At 61.3% G+C, this 17406-nt stretch carries 17 protein-coding genes; 9 read left to right on the forward strand and 8 right to left on the reverse strand.

Going from position 1 to position 17406, the window contains the following annotated elements; all coding sequences use genetic code 11:
- The first annotated feature begins 30 nt into the window (after positions 1–30).
- The 4 genes from HBO09_RS19610 to HBO09_RS19625 are packed head-to-tail and all read left to right on the forward strand — an operon-like array spanning position 31 to position 3352.
- Positions 31–789 carry a transporter substrate-binding domain-containing protein gene (locus tag HBO09_RS19610; protein ID WP_029292229.1) on the forward strand — a complete coding sequence of 253 codons (759 nt, stop codon included), beginning with the start codon at positions 31–33 and terminating at the stop codon, positions 787–789.
- 17 nt (positions 790–806) lie between these two features.
- Positions 807–1523, forward strand: coding sequence for an ABC transporter permease subunit (locus HBO09_RS19615; protein ID WP_169997655.1), 717 nt, complete (start codon positions 807–809; stop codon positions 1521–1523).
- A complete protein-coding gene (locus tag HBO09_RS19620) occupies positions 1520–2230 on the forward strand; it encodes an ABC transporter permease (RefSeq protein WP_029292225.1) in 711 nt (236 codons plus the stop codon). Before HBO09_RS19615 ends, HBO09_RS19620 begins: the two co-directional genes overlap by 4 nt.
- A 9-nt stretch (positions 2231–2239) precedes the next feature.
- Entirely contained in the window at positions 2240–3352 is a 1113-nt protein-coding gene (locus tag HBO09_RS19625; RefSeq protein WP_169390280.1) for a succinylglutamate desuccinylase/aspartoacylase family protein, read from the forward strand.
- A gap of 2 nt (positions 3353–3354) precedes the next feature.
- On the opposite strand, the gene HBO09_RS19630 is transcribed toward HBO09_RS19625, so the two are convergent.
- From HBO09_RS19630 to HBO09_RS19645, 4 genes are all read right to left on the reverse strand, one after another.
- On the reverse strand, positions 3355–3909 hold the full coding sequence (locus HBO09_RS19630) for a tetratricopeptide repeat protein (protein WP_169997653.1): 555 nt from the start codon (positions 3907–3909) through the stop codon (positions 3355–3357).
- A 225-nt stretch (positions 3910–4134) separates the two neighbouring features.
- The gene (gene hemL / locus HBO09_RS19635; RefSeq protein ID WP_169997651.1) at positions 4135–5418 is read right to left on the reverse strand and encodes a glutamate-1-semialdehyde 2,1-aminomutase; all 1284 of its coding nucleotides are present in this window, start codon (positions 5416–5418) and stop codon (positions 4135–4137) included.
- Positions 5419–5435: 17 nt separating this feature from the next.
- Positions 5436–6059: a thiamine phosphate synthase gene (gene thiE / locus HBO09_RS19640; protein ID WP_169997649.1), complete on the reverse strand. Its 624-nt coding sequence runs from the start codon at positions 6057–6059 to the stop codon at positions 5436–5438.
- 18 nt (positions 6060–6077) lie between these two features.
- Positions 6078–6875, reverse strand: coding sequence for a hydroxymethylpyrimidine/phosphomethylpyrimidine kinase (locus HBO09_RS19645; RefSeq protein ID WP_169997647.1), 798 nt, complete (start codon positions 6873–6875; stop codon positions 6078–6080).
- Positions 6876–7161: 286 nt separating this feature from the next.
- Between HBO09_RS19645 and HBO09_RS19650 the strand changes: the two genes are divergently transcribed.
- From HBO09_RS19650 to HBO09_RS19665, 4 genes are all read left to right on the forward strand, one after another.
- Positions 7162–9531 carry a 7TM diverse intracellular signaling domain-containing protein gene (locus tag HBO09_RS19650; RefSeq protein WP_169997645.1) on the forward strand — a complete coding sequence of 790 codons (2370 nt, stop codon included), beginning with the start codon at positions 7162–7164 and terminating at the stop codon, positions 9529–9531.
- An 88-nt stretch (positions 9532–9619) separates the two neighbouring features.
- Positions 9620–11269 carry an acyl-CoA dehydrogenase family protein gene (locus HBO09_RS19655; protein ID WP_169997643.1) on the forward strand — a complete coding sequence of 550 codons (1650 nt, stop codon included), beginning with the start codon at positions 9620–9622 and terminating at the stop codon, positions 11267–11269.
- A 266-nt stretch (positions 11270–11535) separates the two neighbouring features.
- Entirely contained in the window at positions 11536–13035 is a 1500-nt protein-coding gene (gene amn / locus HBO09_RS19660; protein ID WP_169851182.1) for an AMP nucleosidase, read from the forward strand.
- Positions 13036–13105: 70 nt separating this feature from the next.
- Positions 13106–13741 carry a pseudouridine synthase gene (locus HBO09_RS19665; RefSeq protein ID WP_240344666.1) on the forward strand — a complete coding sequence of 212 codons (636 nt, stop codon included), beginning with the start codon at positions 13106–13108 and terminating at the stop codon, positions 13739–13741.
- Here the strand turns inward: HBO09_RS19665 and HBO09_RS19670 are convergent.
- Positions 13736–13945 carry a DUF2788 domain-containing protein gene (locus HBO09_RS19670; RefSeq protein WP_032861950.1) on the reverse strand — a complete coding sequence of 70 codons (210 nt, stop codon included), beginning with the start codon at positions 13943–13945 and terminating at the stop codon, positions 13736–13738. The genes HBO09_RS19665 and HBO09_RS19670 overlap by 6 nt on opposite strands.
- 227 nt (positions 13946–14172) lie before the next feature.
- Positions 14173–14652, reverse strand: a complete 480-nt coding sequence (locus tag HBO09_RS19675) for an Lrp/AsnC family transcriptional regulator (RefSeq protein ID WP_003176264.1) — start codon at positions 14650–14652, stop codon at positions 14173–14175.
- A gap of 417 nt (positions 14653–15069) precedes the next feature.
- Here HBO09_RS19675 and HBO09_RS19680 point away from each other — a divergent pair, with 417 nt between their 5' ends.
- Positions 15070–16068: a DUF6515 family protein gene (locus HBO09_RS19680; protein ID WP_169997641.1), complete on the forward strand. Its 999-nt coding sequence runs from the start codon at positions 15070–15072 to the stop codon at positions 16066–16068.
- On the opposite strand, the gene HBO09_RS19685 is transcribed toward HBO09_RS19680, so the two are convergent.
- Positions 16065–16958 carry a cation diffusion facilitator family transporter gene (locus HBO09_RS19685; RefSeq protein ID WP_169997639.1) on the reverse strand — a complete coding sequence of 298 codons (894 nt, stop codon included), beginning with the start codon at positions 16956–16958 and terminating at the stop codon, positions 16065–16067. The genes HBO09_RS19680 and HBO09_RS19685 overlap by 4 nt on opposite strands.
- A 15-nt stretch (positions 16959–16973) precedes the next feature.
- Positions 16974–17393 (reverse strand): polyribonucleotide nucleotidyltransferase, encoded by a 420-nt coding sequence (locus HBO09_RS19690; RefSeq protein WP_169997637.1) that lies wholly within the window; start codon positions 17391–17393, stop codon positions 16974–16976.
- Positions 17394–17406: the final 13 nt, after the last annotated feature.

Raw genomic sequence — 17406 nt, forward strand, 5'->3', positions numbered from 1 at the left:
GCTGTTTCATCAATAACGAGGAAGACAATAATGAAAAAAATAATCCTGATGTTATTCGCCGCACTCTTTATGACGTTTCCAACTTTTGCCAACGAGTATGCGGTTATCCGCTTCGGTGCCGATCCCAACTATGCCCCATTTGCCTATAAAGACAATAAAGGAACTTTGGCAGGTTTCGAAGTTGATATCGGTAATGCCATTTGTGAACAGTTGAATGTTCGCTGTCAGTGGGTCGAGAGCGACTTTGATGGACTGGTCCCGAGCCTGAACGCGGGAAAAATCGATGCGATCCTGGCTTCAATGACGGTCACTGACGCGCGACAGAAAGTCATTGATTTCTCCTCGGAGGTCTTTTCCAGCCCTTCCGCCATGGTGTTCCGGCCAGGTACTGAGCTCTCCCGCGGCACTGCCGTGGGTTATTTGCAGGGCAGTACCCAGGAAGCCTACGCCCGGCAAGTGCTGGCGCCGCAGGGTGTGAAAATTGTGGCTTATGCCGATCAGGAGCAGGTGTATGCCGATCTGGTCGCGGGGCGTTTGCAAGCCTCCCTTCAAGATGCGCAGCAGGCACAAAGCGGATTTTTGCGTTCCACCCAAGGCGCGAATTTCGTGCTGGGACCTTTGATTGAAAGCGAGTTGATGCCCTCCCGAAGCGCCATCGGCATTGCCAAGGGCAATGGCAGGTTGAAAACGCTGCTCGACAAAGGATTGGCCGCGCTCCATGCCGACGGGACCTATGCCCGGTTGCAGGAACACTACTTCCCGGGTGTGGATATGTTCAGCGGTCAATGATCAGCGAGGGCGCAACCATGCTACCTACCTTCACTCAATTCGCCTCGACCCTGGAAGGTTTTGCGCCGTTGTTGCTGCGCGGCGTCTGGGTCACCCTGCAACTGGCGCTGTTGTCCCTGTTGCTGGGGCTGGCATTCGGCCTGATCGGTGCCGGTGCCAAGCTCTCCAGGGTCAGAACCTTGCGACTCTGCGCGCAGCTCTACACCACGCTGATCCGCGGCGTGCCGGACCTGCTGTTGATGTTTTTCGTTTTCTATGGGGTGCAAACGGGCTTGAGTCGTCTGACGCAAGCGCTGGGCTGGGCCTACATCGAAATCGATCCCTTCGCCGCTGGCGTACTCACTCTGGGGTTTATCTACGGCGCCTATTTTACCGAAACCTTTCGTGGCTCCTTGCTGGCAGTGCCCCGCGGCCAGTTCCAGGCCGCCAAAGCCCTGGGCATGACCTTCAGCCAGGGCTTTGTGCATGTGATATTCCCGCAAATGATGCGGTTCGCGCTGCCGGGACTGGGCAATAACTGGATGGTCTTGCTCAAGGCTACGGCGCTGGTTTCGATCATTGGCTTGGCGGACTTGGTAAAGGTGGCCCAGGAGGCAGGAAAAAGCAGCCAGCAACTGCTGGCCTTTCTGATACTGGCAGGGCTGATCTACCTGTTGCTCAGCAGCATTTCAAACGCCATCTTGCGCTGGTTGGCGCGCCGCTACGGGGCCGGTGTACAGGAGGCTTCAAGGTGATTGAGCTGATCCTGGAATACTGGCGGCCGTTCATCTATTCAGACGGTCAACAAGTTACCGGCCTGGCCATGACCCTATGGCTGACCAGTGCCTCGCTGTGTTTAGGCTTGCTGTTGGCACTGCCGCTGTCCATCGCCAGGGTGTCTGGCCGCCGCTGGCTGCGTTGGCCGGTGCAAGGTTTTACCTATGTGTTTCGCGGCACGCCGCTGTATATCCAGTTACTGATTTTCTACACCGGTATCTACAGCATCGCCGCCGTGCGGGAACAGCCGTTGCTGGACGGGTTTTTCCGCGAGGCGCTGAACTGCACGCTGTTGGCGTTCGCCCTGAATACCGGGGCCTACACCACGGAAATACTGGCGGGCGCCATTCGTGCGATGCCTCGCGGTGAAATCGAAGCCGCACGGTCCCTGGGGTTTGACGGTTGGAAGCTGTATGTCCACCTGATCATGCCTTCGGCCTTGCGCCGCTCATTGCCTTACTACAGCAATGAAGTGATTTTCATGCTGCATTCCACCACGTTGGCGTTCACGGCCACGGTGCCGGACATCCTGAAGGTTGCCCGGGATGCCAACGCCGCCACCTTCCTGACCTTCCAATCCTTTGGTTTCGCTGCGGTTCTCTACCTCGGCGTGACCTTTGTCTTGGTTGGGCTGTTTCGCCTGGCTGAACGACGTTGGCTGCGCTTTCTGGATGCGGGCCGATAGGAGACCGATATGCAGACTCAAAGGCACCCTTTGCTGGCGGGCGTACCGGGTACGACGCGCCAGATCCACAGCTTTCATTACGGCCCGGCCAAGGCGGCGGGCAAGGTGTATATCCAGGCGTCCCTGCACGCCGATGAACTGCCGGGAATGCTGGTTTTATGGCACCTGAAGCAGCAACTGGCGTGCCTGGAAGCGGCAGGGTTATTGCGCTGGTCGGTTGTGTTGGTACCGGTGGCCAACCCGCTGGGGTTGGAGCAAGTGTTGATGGATGTGCCGCAGGGGCGCTTCGATAACGACAGTCGGGAGAACTTCAATCGTTTCTTCCTGGATGTCAGCCAGCAGGTCGGCGATCGCGTGCAAGGCTTGCTGGGCGATGACCCCGCCTGCAATCTGCGACTGATCCGTTCGACTTTGTTGCAAACGCTTGCCAGCCAAGTACCGGCCACGCAGCTGCAATCCATGCGCTTGACCCTGCAAACGCTGGCCTGTGACGCCGATATAGTGCTGGACTTGCATTGTGATTTCGAAGCCGTGCAGCACCTGTATCTGTCGCCGGATTCCTGGCCGCATGTGGAGCCCTTGGCCCGTTACCTGGGCGCCAGGGCCTGTTTTTTGGCCAAGGAGGCAGGTGGGCAATCGTTCGATGAGTGCTTTACGTTGTTCTGGGAGCAGATGCAGGCGCGGTTTGCCGGGTGCTTTTCGGCCCCTGGGTTCGCTGTGACCGTGGAGTTGCGGGGTGTCGCCGATGTGGATCACGGGCTTGCGCGGCAGGATTGCCAGGGGTTGATCAACTACCTGATTCTGCGCGGCGCGATTGATGGCCAGGCGCCGCCGCTTCCGCCATTGCTCAACCCGCCAACACCGTTGGCGGGGGTAGAGCCGGTGCAGAGCCCGGTGGGAGGCTTGATGGTGTTTTGCGCGCAGGTGGGAGATTACCTGGAAGCGGGGCAGATCCTGGCGGATGTTATCGATCCGATCACAGACCGCGTGACACCCGTCGCTTGTGCGCGGGCAGGGCTCTTATATGTCCGGTCTGTGCGACGAATGGCGACGGCGGGTATGACGATTGCCCATGTCGCTGGCGCGAAGGCCTATCGACAGGGGTATCTGTTATCGCCCTGAAGTCAGGGCAGTGGCGAGAAAGGCGAACGCCCATCCGCACTCTGCAATTCCTGCAGGTAGTTGCGGAAAATCTGGCCCAGCACCTGGGTGGCTACTTCCAATTCATCGCGCTGCATGTGTTCGGCGACTTCGTCGGCAGTGTCCAGCGCGTCTTCGGCGCCGTTGACTGCGGCCATTTTCAGCACGATATACGCCTGCACGTTATTGGCCGGCACGCCTTCGCCATGGAAGAACATGCTGCCCAGCTTGAACTGTGCCTGGGCATGGCCCTGCAACGAGGCTTTCTCGAAGAAGCTCAAGGCCTTGTTCAGGTCGCGGGCAGGGTTTTTGTCGTCGTAGAAGAATTCGCCCAACTCGTATTGCGCCTGCGCATCCCCGCCATCGGCCAGCGTTTGGCAGGCGCTCAGCGCCTCGGCCTGGCTGTCGGGCTGAGTATTGAGGGTGCAACGACCCATCGCTGGGATCAACAACGAGTTGCCGCCCGCTTGTGCAAGTGCAAGCAGCGGTTGAAGGAGCAACAGGCAGCCCAGAACCAGGGTGCGGCCGGTGCGTTTCATGGGAATCGACTTACCTCTGACGGGGCGCGTGGAGCCACGTGGGGATCCAATAAGCGCGCATTATGAAATAAGCAGGCCCCTGCTTACAAAGTCTTTACTCGTTTTTCTGCTGCATGGGCAAGTTATCTGCCGGATTGCAGGTGATTTCTCGAAAAAAGAAGGAAATTTCTGTAAGCAAGGTAGCAAATCTGACGCCGCCAGGGGCGACGTCAGGTTGTGGCTGGCTTACTTCAGTGCGGCGAAGGCACGTTCGGCGGCGTCCAGAGTCAGTTTCAGCTCGGCGTCGCCATGGGCGATGGAGGTGAAGCCGGCCTCAAAGGCACTCGGTGCCAGGTACACACCGCCTTCGAGCATCAGGTGGAAGAAACGCTTGAACAGGTTGGCATCGCTGCCCATCACATCGTCAAAGGTCACGATGTCATCGGCACCGCTGAAATACAGGCCGAACATGCCACCGGCCTGGGTCGTGACGAACGGGATGCCCGCCGCATCGGCGCGTTGTTGCAGGCCGTCGAGCAGACGCGTGGTGTAGTCGGTCAGCTCGGCGTGGAAGCCCGGACGGCTGATCAGGCGCAGGGTGGTCAGGCCGGCGGCCATGGCCAACGGGTTACCGGACAGGGTGCCGGCCTGGTAGACCGGGCCCAGCGGCGCGATGTGCTGCATGATTTCGCGCTTGCCGCCGAAACAGCCGACTGGCATGCCGCCGCCAATGATCTTGCCGAAGGTGCTCAGGTCCGGCGTGACGCCGTAGTAAGCCTGGGCACCGCCGAGGGCGACGCGGAAACCGGTCATCACTTCGTCGAAAATCAACACCACGCCATGCTTGTCGCACTGCTCGCGCAGGCCTTCGAGGAAACCCGGCGCTGGTGGCACGCAGTTCATGTTGCCGGCGACCGGCTCGACGATGATGCACGCCACGTCCTGGCCGACTTCGCTGAGCATTTTTTCGACGGCAGCGATGTCGTTGAACGGCAGGGTCAGGGTGTGCTTGGCAAATGCCGCCGGCACGCCGGCCGAACTCGGTACGCCCTGGGTCAGCAGGCCCGAGCCGGCCTTGACCAGCAGGCTATCGGAATGGCCGTGGTAGCAACCTTCGAACTTGATGATGCTGTCGCGGCCGGTGAAGCCACGGGCCAGGCGGATTGCGCTCATGGTCGCCTCAGTGCCGGAGCTGACCATGCGCACCATTTCCATCGACGGCACGATGGCGCACACCAGGTCCGCCATCTCGGTCTCCATGGCGGTTGGCGCGCCGTAGGACAGGCCGTGCTCCAGTTGCTTGCGTACCGCGTCCAACACGTCGGGGTGGCTGTGGCCGAGGATCATCGGGCCCCAGGAACCTACGTAGTCCACATAGCGCTTGTCATCTTCGTCGGTGACGTAGGCGCCTTCGGCGTGCTTGAAGAACAACGGGGTGCCGCCAACGCTCTTGAACGCGCGCACGGGGGAGTTCACACCGCCGGGGATATGTTTCTGGGCATTGGCAAACAGGGTTTCGGAACGAGACATGGGCAGGCTCTCTGAATTCAGGATTTGAGGAGTTCGTTGAAGGCGCGGGCGCGGCGCGTCACTTCCTGGGGGCTGTCGGCACCGAACAGGCCGTGGACCACCGCCAGCAGATCGGCACCGTGCTCCACCAGCGGCGCGGCGTTTTCCAGGGTGACACCACCAATCACGCAGATCGGCACCTGCAAGCGGGCGCGGGCCTGGGCCAGCATTTCGAGGGTGGCTGCCGGGGCGCCGGGTTTGGTGCTGGAATTGAAGAAGCGGCCAAAGGCAACATAGCTGGCGCCTTCGCGCGCGGCCTGTTCAGCCAGTTCGATCTGGCTGTGGCAGGTGGAGCCGATGATTGCATTGCGCCCCAGCAACGCCCGGGCCGGGGTCAGTGGGCCGTCGGTCTGGCCCAGGTGGACGCCGACGACAAGGCGCGCGGCCAGTTCGGCGTCATCATTGATGATCAACTGGGTCTTGTAGCGCGAGCACAGGTTACGCAGGGCTTCGGCTTCGCGCAGGCGACGGGCATCGTCGCTGCTTTTATCGCGGTATTGCAGCAAGGTCACGCCGCCTTCCAGCGCGGCCTCGACGTAGGACAGGAACTTACCGGCCAATAGTTGGCTGTCGGTAATGGCATACAGGCCACGTAGTTTCATCGAGCAGGCCCCTTGGTGTTACGAACAGAAATCCAGTGGCAGGCGCCGCGGCACAAATTGCCCCTGGCCCAGTTGTTCGGCGTCCCGCAGGGTGCGCCAGGTGTAATTGAGTGCCGACTCCACGGCGCTGGCCAGGCCTTCGCCCTGGGCCAGGCGACCGGCGAGGGCGCTGGCCAGGGTGCAGCCGGAGCCGTGATAGCTGCCTGGCAGGCGTTGGCAGGTGAAGGTGTGGCGCGTGCCGTCGCGGCTGTACAGGCGATTGTGCACCTCATGCTCGTCGCCGTGGCCGCCGGTGATCAACAGGTGCTTGATGAACGGCAGTAGTTTGTCGGCGCATTCGTCTGCCGTGCCATCGGGCAGTTCGGCGAGGATGCGTGCCTCAGGCAGGTTGGGCGTGGCAATCAGCGACAACGGCAACAACCGCTCGCGCATCGCATAGCCGACTTCATCCTTGCCCAGGCTGCCACCGCCACCGGCGCGCAGCACCGGGTCGCAGACCACCGGCAGGTGGGGGTGCTGCTGCAGCAGTTCGACCACGGTATCCACCATCACGGTGGAACCGAGCATGCCCAACTTGACCGCCGCGACTTCGGAGTCGCCAAGCACGGCGTTGGCCTGGGCCAACACCCATTCGCGATCGAGCACGCGGAAATCGCTGACATTCACGGTGTTCTGTACGGTCAGCGCGGTCACGGCCGGGGCTGCGTGACAGCCTTGGGCGAGCAGGGCTTCGATATCTGCCTGCAAGCCGGCGCCACCACTGGGATCATGGCCGGAGAGACAGAGGACAACGGGGCGAGAGCTGTAGATATTCATGGTGCGCGAGCTTACCACCAAACGCTTTTTGCGTGGCTGTCGGGCAACGCATGTATTTCCGGCGGAAACACTTGGGAAGATGGCTACGGGCTATCATTCAGTTCCAGCACTTGGTGCCCTGAAAGGCCCGTTCTAGAGCCTTTCAAAAAATTATTTCAATGGTGTCTTTTGGCCTTTAGCGGCTATGCTAGAGTGGATCCAAACAACTTAATGTATCGCCGGTGTACGTCTTCTCAAAAGGAATGGGGGGCTTTTGACATAACCGGACAGGCCACGCTGGGGCTCTATGCGCTATTTGCTGATGTTTCTCTTGTGTGGGCTGCCGATGTTGGCCGGCGCCGTTGAGTTCAATGAAACTACCCGAAGCCTTCCCTTGGGCCGGGTCATGCAAGTACTCGAAGACCCAAGTGGTAGCGTCACCATCGCCGATGCCCGTTCTGCGGTACTGGCCAGTCGTTACACCCGCCATGATAAAGACACCCTCAATGCCGGCTATTCACGCTCGGCGTTCTGGCTCAAGGTCGACCTGCATTACCTGCCCAAGGATCCCCAGGCCCAGCGCACCTGGCTGCTGGAGCTGGCCTATCCGCCCCTTGATCATCTGGAGTTGTACGTTCCCGATGGTGCCGGTGGCTACCGCCTGGCCGGGCGCACCGGGGACGCATTGCCCTTTGCCAGCCGTGAGATTCACCAGAACAATTACTTGTTCACTGTCGACTTCAAGGCCGGTGAACAGAAAACGCTCTATCTGCGCCTGCAAAGCGAAGGTTCGATCCAGGCGCCGTTGACCCTGTGGTCGAGCACTGCGTACCTGGAAGACCAGCCGCTGCGCCTCTATGTGCTGGGCCTGATCTATGGCGTGCTGCTGGGCATGCTGGTGTACAACCTGTTCATCTACCTCAGCGTGCGCGACACCAGCTACCTCTATTACATCTTCTATATCGCCTCGTTCGGCATGTACCAGCTCTCGGTGAATGGCGCGGCGGTGGAGTACTTCTGGCCTGACAACCCCTGGTGGGCGAATGCGGCGACGCCGTTCCTGATCGGCGCGTCAGCGTTGTTCGGCAGCCTGTTTGCCCGCAGCTTCCTGCACACCGCCCTTTATAGTCGCTGGCTGGACCGGCTGCTGCTGGTGCTGGTGGGCACGGGGGCGGTGGTGATGTTGTTGTCGCTGATGACCAGCTACGCCCTGGCCCTGCGCCTGGCGACCGCGCTGGCCCTGGTTTTTACCGTGACCATCTTTGTCGCCGGGATCCGGGCCTGGTGCTGCGGCCAGCGCGTGGCACGGTATTTCATCATCGCCTGGTCGGCGTTCCTGATCGGCGGGGTGGTCAACACGATGATGGTGTTGGGCTACTTGCCCAATGTGTTTCTCACCATGTATTCGAGCCAGATCGGCTCGGCCATCGAAGTCGCCCTGTTGTCCCTGGCCTTGGCTGATCGGATCAACGCGATGCGCGAACAGCAGGCGCAAATCCTGTTTGATGCCAGCCAGAAACTGGAAGTGCTCAACCAGCAACTGGCCCACAGCAACCAGTTGAAAGACGAATTCCTCGCGACCCTGACCCATGAACTGCGCACGCCGATGAATGGGGTGATCGGTTCGTTGGAGTTGATGCAGACCGTGCCCCTGGCCGGCGACCTGGCGCAATACCAGTACACCGCCGCCGGCTCGGCGCGGGACATGATGCGCATGGTCAATGGCATCCTCACCCTCACCGAATTGCAAGCCGGGCGCCTTAGCGCGCAGCCGCAAGTGTTCAGCCTGCGCGGGGTGCTCGATACCTTGCGCCAGCAGTTCCAGGGGAATGCCCAAGGCAAGGGCCTGGAGTTTTCCATTGATGTGGCGGGCCAATTGCCGGATCGCCTGGAGGGCGACGCAGGCAAGCTGATGCAGTGCCTGGAATGCCTGCTGGATAACGCGTTCAAGTTCACCCATGAAGGCGCCGTGCGCCTGCGGGTGGTGGGCGTGCCCCGGGCTGATGGCCATCTGGATCTGACTTTTATCGTCACCGACTCCGGGATCGGCTTTGCGCAGTTGGATGAAGCGACCCTGTATCAGCGCTTCTTCCAGGTGGATGGCTCGACCACCCGTGAATATGGCGGCCTGGGCATTGGCCTGGCGATCTGCCGGCAGTTGATCGAATTGCTCGGCGGGCGCTTGACCCATCACTCCGAACCGCACAAAGGCAGCCGTTTCCAGCTGGAGGTGGCCGTCATTGCGGTGCCGCCGGAGCCGGCCCGGGCGGTGGAGCTGCACCGCGCGCCACAGGATTGCACGGTACTGCTGGTGGACGACAACAACGTCACGCAATTGGTCTTGCGCGGCATGTTGCTCAAGCTGGGTTACCGGGTGAAAGTGGCGGACAGTGGCCCCGTGGCCCTGTCCATGCTGCAGGCTGGGGCGTTTGATGCGGTGCTGCTGGATGTGCCCGAGGATGGCTTCTCCCTGTGCTGCCAGATCCGTGCCTTGCCCGGCTGTGCTGAGCTGCCGGTGATCGCTTTGAGTGACTCCCTGCAAGGCGGCGCACGCCAGCATTGTCACGGCATCGGCCTTAGCGAACAGTTGCTCAAACCGGTGCGTTTCGAGCTTTTGCAGGCCGTATTGCAGCGGCGCCTGCTGTGCCCGCTAGAGGGTGAAAGCGCCGGCAGTTAGGCGTATATGCCACTTTTTTAAGCGTGGTGACGATGCTTAACTGAATTTAAGGCCTCAATCAGCGTGGCCTTTTCTCAGGAGGCCCGTCATGAATCTGCACCAGTTCGCCGAAACCCACGACGTTACCAACCAGCCGCCGTCCCTGGACGGCGCCAATCTGTATCGCCTCGACCTGCCCCTGCAGGAATGGTCGCGGCGCTTTGGCGCGGGCTGGGCCGAGGCGCGTATCGATGCCTACGGCGCCTTGGCGGGCGGGCCGCTGATGGAGGCGGGGTTCCTGGCGAATCAGAACAAGCCGGTGTTCAGCAGCCATGATCGCTATGGTCACCGCATTGACCTGGTGGAGTTTCATCCGGCCTATCACGCGCTGATGCGTACCGCCGTTGAGCATGGCTTGCCGTCGTTGCCCTGGGCCCATCCCCTGGCGGGCGCCCATGTCGCCCGCGCTGCCCTGACCTACCTGCACAGCCAGGCCGAAGCCGGCACGGGTTGCCCGCTGACCATGACCTTCGCCTGCGTGCCGGCCCTGCGCCTGCAACCTGAGCTGGCCGACACCTGGCTGCCGAAAATCCTCAACACCGAATATGATCCGCGCAACGTCGGCATCGCCCATAAGGCTGGCGCGACCATCGGCATGGCCATGACCGAGAAACAGGGCGGCACCGACGTGCGTGCCAATACCACCCGCGCCTATCCCGTAGGCGCCGGTGGCCCTGGCCAGCCCTATGAGTTGGTGGGACATAAGTGGTTCTGCTCGGCGCCGATGTGCGATGCCTTTCTGACCCTGGCGCAGACCGACAAGGGCCTGACCTGTTTCCTCCTGCCCCGCCAGCGCCCGGATGACACGCGTAACCAGTTCTATATCCAGCGCCTGAAAAACAAACTCGGCAATTGCTCCAACGCATCCAGTGAAGTCGAGTTCCGTGGCGCCCTGGCCTGGATGGTCGGCGAAGAAGGCCGTGGCGTACCGACCATCATCGAAATGGTCGCCATGACCCGTTTCGATTGCATGGTCGGCTCCAGCGCCTTGATGCGCCAGGCGCTGACCCAGGCCAGCCATCATTGTGCCCATCGTTTGGTGGGTGGCCGCGTGCTCAGTGAGCAGCCCTTGATGCAAAACGTGCTGGCCGACCTGGCCCTGGAAAGTGAGTCGGCCTTGGCCTTGAGCTTGCGCATGGGCCAGGCGCTGGATCATCTGGACGATGAGCAGCAAGCCAAGTTCGCGCGGCTGGTGACGGCGGTGGGCAAGTATTGGATCTGCAAGCGCGCGCCGGCGATGATCAACGAAGCCGCCGAGTGCATGGGCGGCGCCGGGTATGTCGAGGACAGCATCCTGCCGCGCCTGTACCGTGAGGCGCCGGTCAATTCGACGTGGGAAGGTTCTGGCAACGTGCAATGCCTGGACGTGCTGCGGGCCTTGTCGAAAGAGCCCGGGGTGCTGGAGACATTGTTTGTCGAATTGGGCGATGGGCATGGCGATAAGCGCCTGGCGCGGCATATCGAGCAATTGAAGTCGGCGTTTATGGATACCCAGGACATCCAGTACCGGGCGCGACAACTGACTGAGGATATCGCCGTGGCGTTGCAGGCCAAGTTGTTGCTGGAGGCGGGCAACGCCAGTGTCAGCGATGGGTTTATCGCCAGTCGCCTGGGTGAGTCGTCGGGGCGGGTGTACGGCACCTTGCCACGAGGTGTGGATGTGCAGGCCATCGTTGCCCGCTCAACCCCATCGCTCTGAATAACCACGGTAAACGATGTAGGGGCTGATTTGCCTGCGATGGCCATAGGTATCTACACAACTTTCAGAAACTGACGCCCCCCCGTGGCAAGCCCGCTCGCCACAGGGGAGTTCATCAGTGTCTGAAGTTGTGTAGATACCTATGGCCATCGCAGGCAAGCCAGCTCCTACATTTGAACGCATTCCAATTCAGAGGTGGTTAGGTCAGCCTATGGATAACCAGGCATGCCAATTCAGAGTTTGCGTCTGGCGGCGATGCAGGCAAGATGAAGGCCTGCACGTCAGAACACAGGATGCTTACCGTGACCGAAGCTTTTGTTGTCGTTCAAACCGCTGAAGAGGCCGTTGACCGGCTGGCGGCTCTGCATGAGCGGGCCACCGGCGCGCTCAACCAGGCTCTCAAGCAATACCTCAAGGATCGCGTCGAGCCCGACGCTGCACAACGTGCGCTCTTTCGCTACCCTGAACTGCGCCTGACCTACCACTGTCATGGCGAAGTCCCACAGACCACCCGCGCTTACGCCAAGGTGCAGTTGCCGGGCACCTATAGCGTCACCGTCACCCATCCGGCGGCGTTCCGCAAATACCTGCTGGAGCAGCTGGTGCCGTTGATGCACGACTTCACCGTGACGGTGGAAGTGGGCGTCAGTCAGCAGAATATCCCGTACCCCTATGTGGTGGAGCAGGGCGACGAGCTGGCCGGCTCCGGCGTGACCGCCGCGACCCTGGCGCGGGTGTTCCCGAGCACCGACCTGTCCGCCGCCACCGATGGCATCGCCGATGGCCTGTACGACTGGGAAAACACCGATCCGCTGCCCCTGGCGCTATTCGATGCGGCCCGCGTGGATTTCTCCCTGCGCCGCCTGGTGCACTACACCGGCAGCGATTGGCGGCATGTGCAGCCGTGGATTCTGCTGACCAACTACCACCGCTATGTCGACCAGTTCATCGTCCATGGCCTGGAACAGTTGCGCAGCGACCCACGCTTTATCCGCATGGTGTTGCCGGGCAACGTGATTATCGAAAAAGGCATGGACCATGGCGAAGCGTCTGCCATTGCCGCAGGCGTGGTCTGGCACCGTTATCAGATGCCGGCCTACCACTTGCAGGCCAGCGACGGCCATGGCGTGACCCTGGTCAACATCGGTGTCGGCCCGTCCAATGCCAAGAACATCACCGACCACCTAGCAGTGTTGCGTCCCCATTGCTGGCTGATGATCGGTCACTGCGGTGGCCTGCGCCAATCCCAGACCATCGGCGACTATGTGCTGGCCCATGCTTACATGCGGCGCGACGGCATTCTCGACCGGGTGGTCCCGCCGAACATCCCGATCCCGGCGCTGGCTGAAGTGCAGATGGCGTTGCAACAAGCGGCGGCCAACGTCACCGGCGAGAAGGGCGAAGAGCTGAAAAAGCGCCTGCGCACCGGCACCGTGTTGACCTACGACGACCGCAACTGGGAGCTGCGCTGGGCCCAGGAGCGACCGCTGATCAACCTGTCCCGCGCGGTGGCGGTGGATATGGAGAGCGGCACCATTGCGGCGCAAGGCTATCGTTTGCGGGTGCCTTACGGCACATTGCTGTGTGTGTCGGACAAGCCGCTGCACAGTGAAATCAAGTTGCCAGGTTCGGCCAACGCGTTCTATGAACGGGCCGTGAGCCAGCACTTGAAGATTGGTATCGAGGCGGTGGACTTGTTGCGCACCGAGCTCAACTCGTTGCACTCGCGCAAACTGCGCAGCTTCGACGAGCCGCCGTTCCGCTAAATAGCGGGGTGGTTATTTAACGGTCAGGCCACTAGCATGGTGGATCCTGACTGTTAGATATTCCGTTGCCATGTCCCGTCCTGCCCGTCCCGACTCGCGCCGCCCTGGCGTGAAACCTCCACATGCCGCTGCTCGCCGTGTCGCCAAGGCGCCGCCGGCCGAGCCGAAGTTGATCCTGTTCAATAAACCCTTCGACGTGCTGACCCAATTCAGTGACGAAGGCGGGCGCGCGACCCTCAAGGATTTCATTGATATTCCAGGCATCTACCCCGCCGGGCGCCTGGATCGGGACAGTGAAGGCCTATTGCTGCTGACCAACGATGGCCAGTTGCAGGCGCGGATTGCCGACCCCAAGCACAAACTGGCAAAGACCTACTGGGTACAAGTAGAAGGCGAGCCCACCGAGGAGCATCTGCAACGCCTGCGCGCGGGGGTGGAGTTGAATGACGGTATGACCCTGCCGGCTGAAGCCCGGCGATTGGATGAGCCAGAACTATGGCCGCGCAACCCGCCGGTGCGGTTTCGTAAAAACTTGCCGACCTATTGGCTGGAACTGGTGATTCGCGAGGGGCGCAACCGTCAGGTACGGCGCATGACCGCCGCCGTGGGCTTGCCGACCTTGCGCCTGGTGCGGGTGAAAATCGGCGATTGGTCGATTGAAGGCCTAGGCCAAGGCCAGTACCGCGAAGTGCCGGCGCGCTTATAAAGCCCCGGATTCGATCAGGCCGATCACCACGCTCTTGATGATAAACGCGGCCACGCCCAGGCCCAGCACGAAGAACAGAATCATCGAGCCAAAACGCCCGGCTTTGGATTTCTTCGCCAGATCCCAGACGATAAAGCCCATGAAAATGATCAGGATTGTGACCAGTCCGGTCATCATCCACTCTTCAAACAGCACGGGGTCAATCGAATTCATTGGGCAGTTTCCGACAAAGGCAGGCGCGAAGTATAAGGCAATGAGGCAGGTGCAACGTTGACCTGCGTCGGTGCGTCGCACCCAGGTGTCACTGCCTGAGCACGCTCAAAATGTAGGAGCTGGCTTGCCTGCGATAGCGGTGTTTCAGTCGCTGATATGCCAGCAGACAGTCCGCTATCGCAGGCAAGCCAGCTCCCACATGGGTTCGATGGTGAGTCTTAGGTACGCAGGTGAGTCAACGGCAACTCCGTGCTGTTAAGCACCTGGTTGAGCACAAAGCTTGAGCGCACGCTGGTCACGCCCTCAATCCGGGTCAGGTGTCCCAGCAGCAGTTTTTGATAGTGATCCATATCTGGCACCACCACTTTCAACTGATAGTCGGCATCCATCCCGGTGACCAGGCTGCATTCCAGCACCTGCGGCAAGGTGCGGATGGCCGCTTCGAAGTTCTCGAAACGCTCGGGGGTGTGTCGGTCCATGCCGATCAATACGTAGGCTGTAAGGCTTAGGCCAAGCATCTTGCGGTCGAGCAGGGCGACTTGGCGTGAGATGTAGCCGTCGTCTTCCAATTGCTTGACCCGGCGCGAGCAGGGTGACGGCGACAGGCCGATCCGCTCGGCCAACTCCTGGTTGGAGATCCTCGCGTCGCGCTGTAATTCCGCCAAAATACTCAGGTCGTATCGGTCAAGTTTGCTCATGGGGATGGCCTTTGTCGTAACTATTGCTGTGAATTATCTATCCAGGGTTAAAAATTGCGCAAGCACTGTTTATTGACGCAATCTTCGCAATCATCTGCCGGCGCCTCACGCCTATGATTACCAACAGAATCACTGCCCGGACATACAGTCCACTGCAGCCCGCCCAATCAGGCCGGCTGCGGCCCGCCAACCCCACCGGGTTGCGCCGGCCCCCGGGCTACACACTGTCCACAAGACGGCGTGAGGTGAGCCAACGTCATAAGCGTTGAGCCAGGACGAAGTTCTCAAGGGGCGACCGACGGGTCGCCCCTTTTCTTTTGCCGGCGAAAATTGTTCTGGCGACTGATAACCTGTTGCAGAACCGGGCCCGGCTTTTCCAGTCTCATGCGTAGGCCCTAATCCGCAGTGAGGAATAGCATGAAGCGCATCTGGCGTTTGGCAGGTGTAGGGATGTTGATGGTCACCTTCGGCACGCAGGTGATGGCCGATGAACGAGACAATTCTCCACGGCAGGGGCAAGGTCCGCAGGGCGGTGACGGGCAGCGAGAGCGAGGGCATTCAGCCAACCCGCCGCGCCCGGAGCACATCCAGCCAAGCCCGCAGGGTGAGCGCGGCGGCCAGAATGGCCAGTGGCAGGCTCGTCCGCAAGGCCACGAAGCACCACGCCCTGCACCCCAGGCCGGTAGCAACCTGCCAATCCAGGGCCGGCCCGATTCCGTAGGCCAGACCCAGGAGCCGCGCCAGGGCAATTACCGTGATATTCCCAGGCGCAACGACGGCAACCCGCATTGGCAAGCCGGTGGTCCCGGCTCGCGCCCTGGCTACAACGGCCATCCCAATGACAATCGCTGGCCAGGCCGCCCCGACGGGCATGGCAATGGCTGGGGCCCCGGCCCGCAGTATCGGCCCGGCTACACGGTGGACCGCTTCCCCGACCGTAATTACCGCGTGCCCTATCGCGGCCAGGATTATTTCTTCTCGGGCGGCTATTGGTATCGCCCCCAAGGCCCGCGCTACGTAGTGGTCGCGCCACCCTATGGGATTCGTGTGCATTACCTGCCGGACTATGCGCGGGAAGTATGGGTGGGCGGCGCGCTGTTTTTTCTCGCCGCTGGCGCCTATTACAGTTACGAGACCAGTACCCAGCAGTACGTGGTGGTGCAACCGCCGGTGGCCAGTTTGCCGCCGCAGCCGGCGCCCCAGGGCAATGGGTATGACGTGGTGGCCTATCCCGCCAACGGCCAATCGCCCGCCCAGGTGCAGCAGGACGGTTACGATTGCTATCGCTGGGCGGTGCAGCAGAGTGGCTTCGACCCGCAGACCGTCACCTACGCGCCTGCGCCGGCAGTGGTGCAAACCTACCGCCAGGCCCAGGGCAACTGCCTGAGCAGTCGCGGGTATCAGGTGACCTACTAAGTCTTGTTGCCGGTGACCACTTCCAGCGGGTCGGCGTGCACCAGCACCTCGGCCCGTGGATAAGCCTGATGGATGGCATCGGCGGCCTGGTCGCTGATGTCATGGGCTACCGACAGGCTCAACTCTCCCGGTAACTCCAGATGCAACTGCACAAACCAGTGGTGGCCGGAAATCCGCGTGCGTAAATCATGGGCCCCCAGCACGCCGGGTACGCTACGGGCCAGTTCGAGCATGTGCTGGCTGACTTCGGCCGGCAGTTCTTCGTCCATCAGCACGGCAAAGCTTTCCCGGGCGATCTGGATCGCGCTCCACAAGATATAGGCGGCAATCCCCAGGCCAAACCAGGCATCGACTTGATGCAAGCCGAAGGCCGCCAGCACCAGCGCCAATAGAATGCTGCCATTGAGCAATAGGTCCGAACGGTAGTGCAGCGAGTCGGCGCGCACCGCGTTCGAGCCGGTTTCGCGGATCACCCGGTATTGCAAAGTCAGCAGCGCCACGGTCAGCGCCAGCGACAGCACAATCACCGCGATACTCAGCCATGGCGCGCCCACCGGCTCCGGGTGCTGCAAACGCTGGTAAGCCTGGAAGGCGATCAACACCGCACTGCCGGCGATAAACAGCGCCTGGGCCATGCCCGCCAGGGATTCTGCCTTGCCATGCCCATAACGGTGCTCGTCATCCGCCGGGCGCAGCGCGTAATGCACCGCCAGCAGGTTGAGCAGCGAAGTCACGCCGTCGAGCAGCGAGTCGGTCAGCCCGGCGAGCATGCTCACCGAACCACTGAACCACCACGCGACGGCCTTACCAATAATCAGGATGCTGGCCACGCCAACCGAGGCGCGGGTGGCCAGGCGCAGTAGGCGGGCGTGTTCGGTGCTGGTGCTCATGGGGCAATCAAATCCTTACGCGGCAGGTTGCAGGCCCAGGGACGCGAGTTGCTGCACGCTGCCCTTGAACTGGATCAGGCGCGGGTCATCCAGCGGCAGGCTGCGCCCGGTTTCGTGCTCGATGATGGTTTGCAGCTTGGTGTTATCCACCTTGCCGTCGGCACCGATGGCTTCTTGCAGCTTCTCGGGGGCCACTTGTGCGGTCTTGCCCGGCTCGAAGTAAATCGCGCCGGTGGCGAAGTCCACGCCGAAGGCGATCAGGCCGGGGATCACGTAGAACAGCAAGCCGACCGCATCGAGCACGGCAATCGCCGGGTCGATCTTGCCGTCGATCTGGCCACGGCGGTCAGGATAGAAAATCGAACCGCAGGCCGTCAGTTGGCTCAACAGGGTGACGGCCAGAACACCGCCGATGACACGGGTAGCAATACGCATGGGATTCTCCTGA

It is taken from the genome of Pseudomonas sp. WS 5027 (assembly GCF_012985695.1).
GTDB classification, from domain to species: Bacteria; Pseudomonadota; Gammaproteobacteria; order Pseudomonadales; family Pseudomonadaceae; genus Aquipseudomonas; species Aquipseudomonas hygromyciniae.

Excerpts from the sequence above, each read along its gene's own strand:
- HBO09_RS19610 (WP_029292229.1), top strand. The coding sequence starts at position 31 with ATGAAAAAAATAATCCTGATGTTATTCGCCGCACTCTTTATGACGTTT.
- HBO09_RS19615 (WP_169997655.1), top strand. The coding sequence starts at position 807 with ATGCTACCTACCTTCACTCAATTCGCCTCGACCCTGGAAGGTTTTGCG.
- HBO09_RS19625 (WP_169390280.1), top strand. The coding sequence starts at position 2,240 with ATGCAGACTCAAAGGCACCCTTTGCTGGCGGGCGTACCGGGTACGACG.
- HBO09_RS19630 (WP_169997653.1), bottom strand. The coding sequence starts at position 3,909 with ATGAAACGCACCGGCCGCACCCTGGTTCTGGGCTGCCTGTTGCTCCTT.
- hemL (WP_169997651.1), bottom strand. The coding sequence starts at position 5,418 with ATGTCTCGTTCCGAAACCCTGTTTGCCAATGCCCAGAAACATATCCCC.
- thiE (WP_169997649.1), bottom strand. The coding sequence starts at position 6,059 with ATGAAACTACGTGGCCTGTATGCCATTACCGACAGCCAACTATTGGCC.
- HBO09_RS19645 (WP_169997647.1), bottom strand. The coding sequence starts at position 6,875 with ATGAATATCTACAGCTCTCGCCCCGTTGTCCTCTGTCTCTCCGGCCAT.
- HBO09_RS19650 (WP_169997645.1), top strand. The coding sequence starts at position 7,162 with ATGCGCTATTTGCTGATGTTTCTCTTGTGTGGGCTGCCGATGTTGGCC.
- HBO09_RS19655 (WP_169997643.1), top strand. The coding sequence starts at position 9,620 with ATGAATCTGCACCAGTTCGCCGAAACCCACGACGTTACCAACCAGCCG.
- amn (WP_169851182.1), top strand. The coding sequence starts at position 11,536 with ATGAAGGCCTGCACGTCAGAACACAGGATGCTTACCGTGACCGAAGCT.
- HBO09_RS19665 (WP_240344666.1), top strand. The coding sequence starts at position 13,106 with ATGTCCCGTCCTGCCCGTCCCGACTCGCGCCGCCCTGGCGTGAAACCT.
- HBO09_RS19675 (WP_003176264.1), bottom strand. The coding sequence starts at position 14,652 with ATGAGCAAACTTGACCGATACGACCTGAGTATTTTGGCGGAATTACAG.
- HBO09_RS19680 (WP_169997641.1), top strand. The coding sequence starts at position 15,070 with ATGAAGCGCATCTGGCGTTTGGCAGGTGTAGGGATGTTGATGGTCACC.
- HBO09_RS19685 (WP_169997639.1), bottom strand. The coding sequence starts at position 16,958 with ATGAGCACCAGCACCGAACACGCCCGCCTACTGCGCCTGGCCACCCGC.
- HBO09_RS19690 (WP_169997637.1), bottom strand. The coding sequence starts at position 17,393 with ATGCGTATTGCTACCCGTGTCATCGGCGGTGTTCTGGCCGTCACCCTG.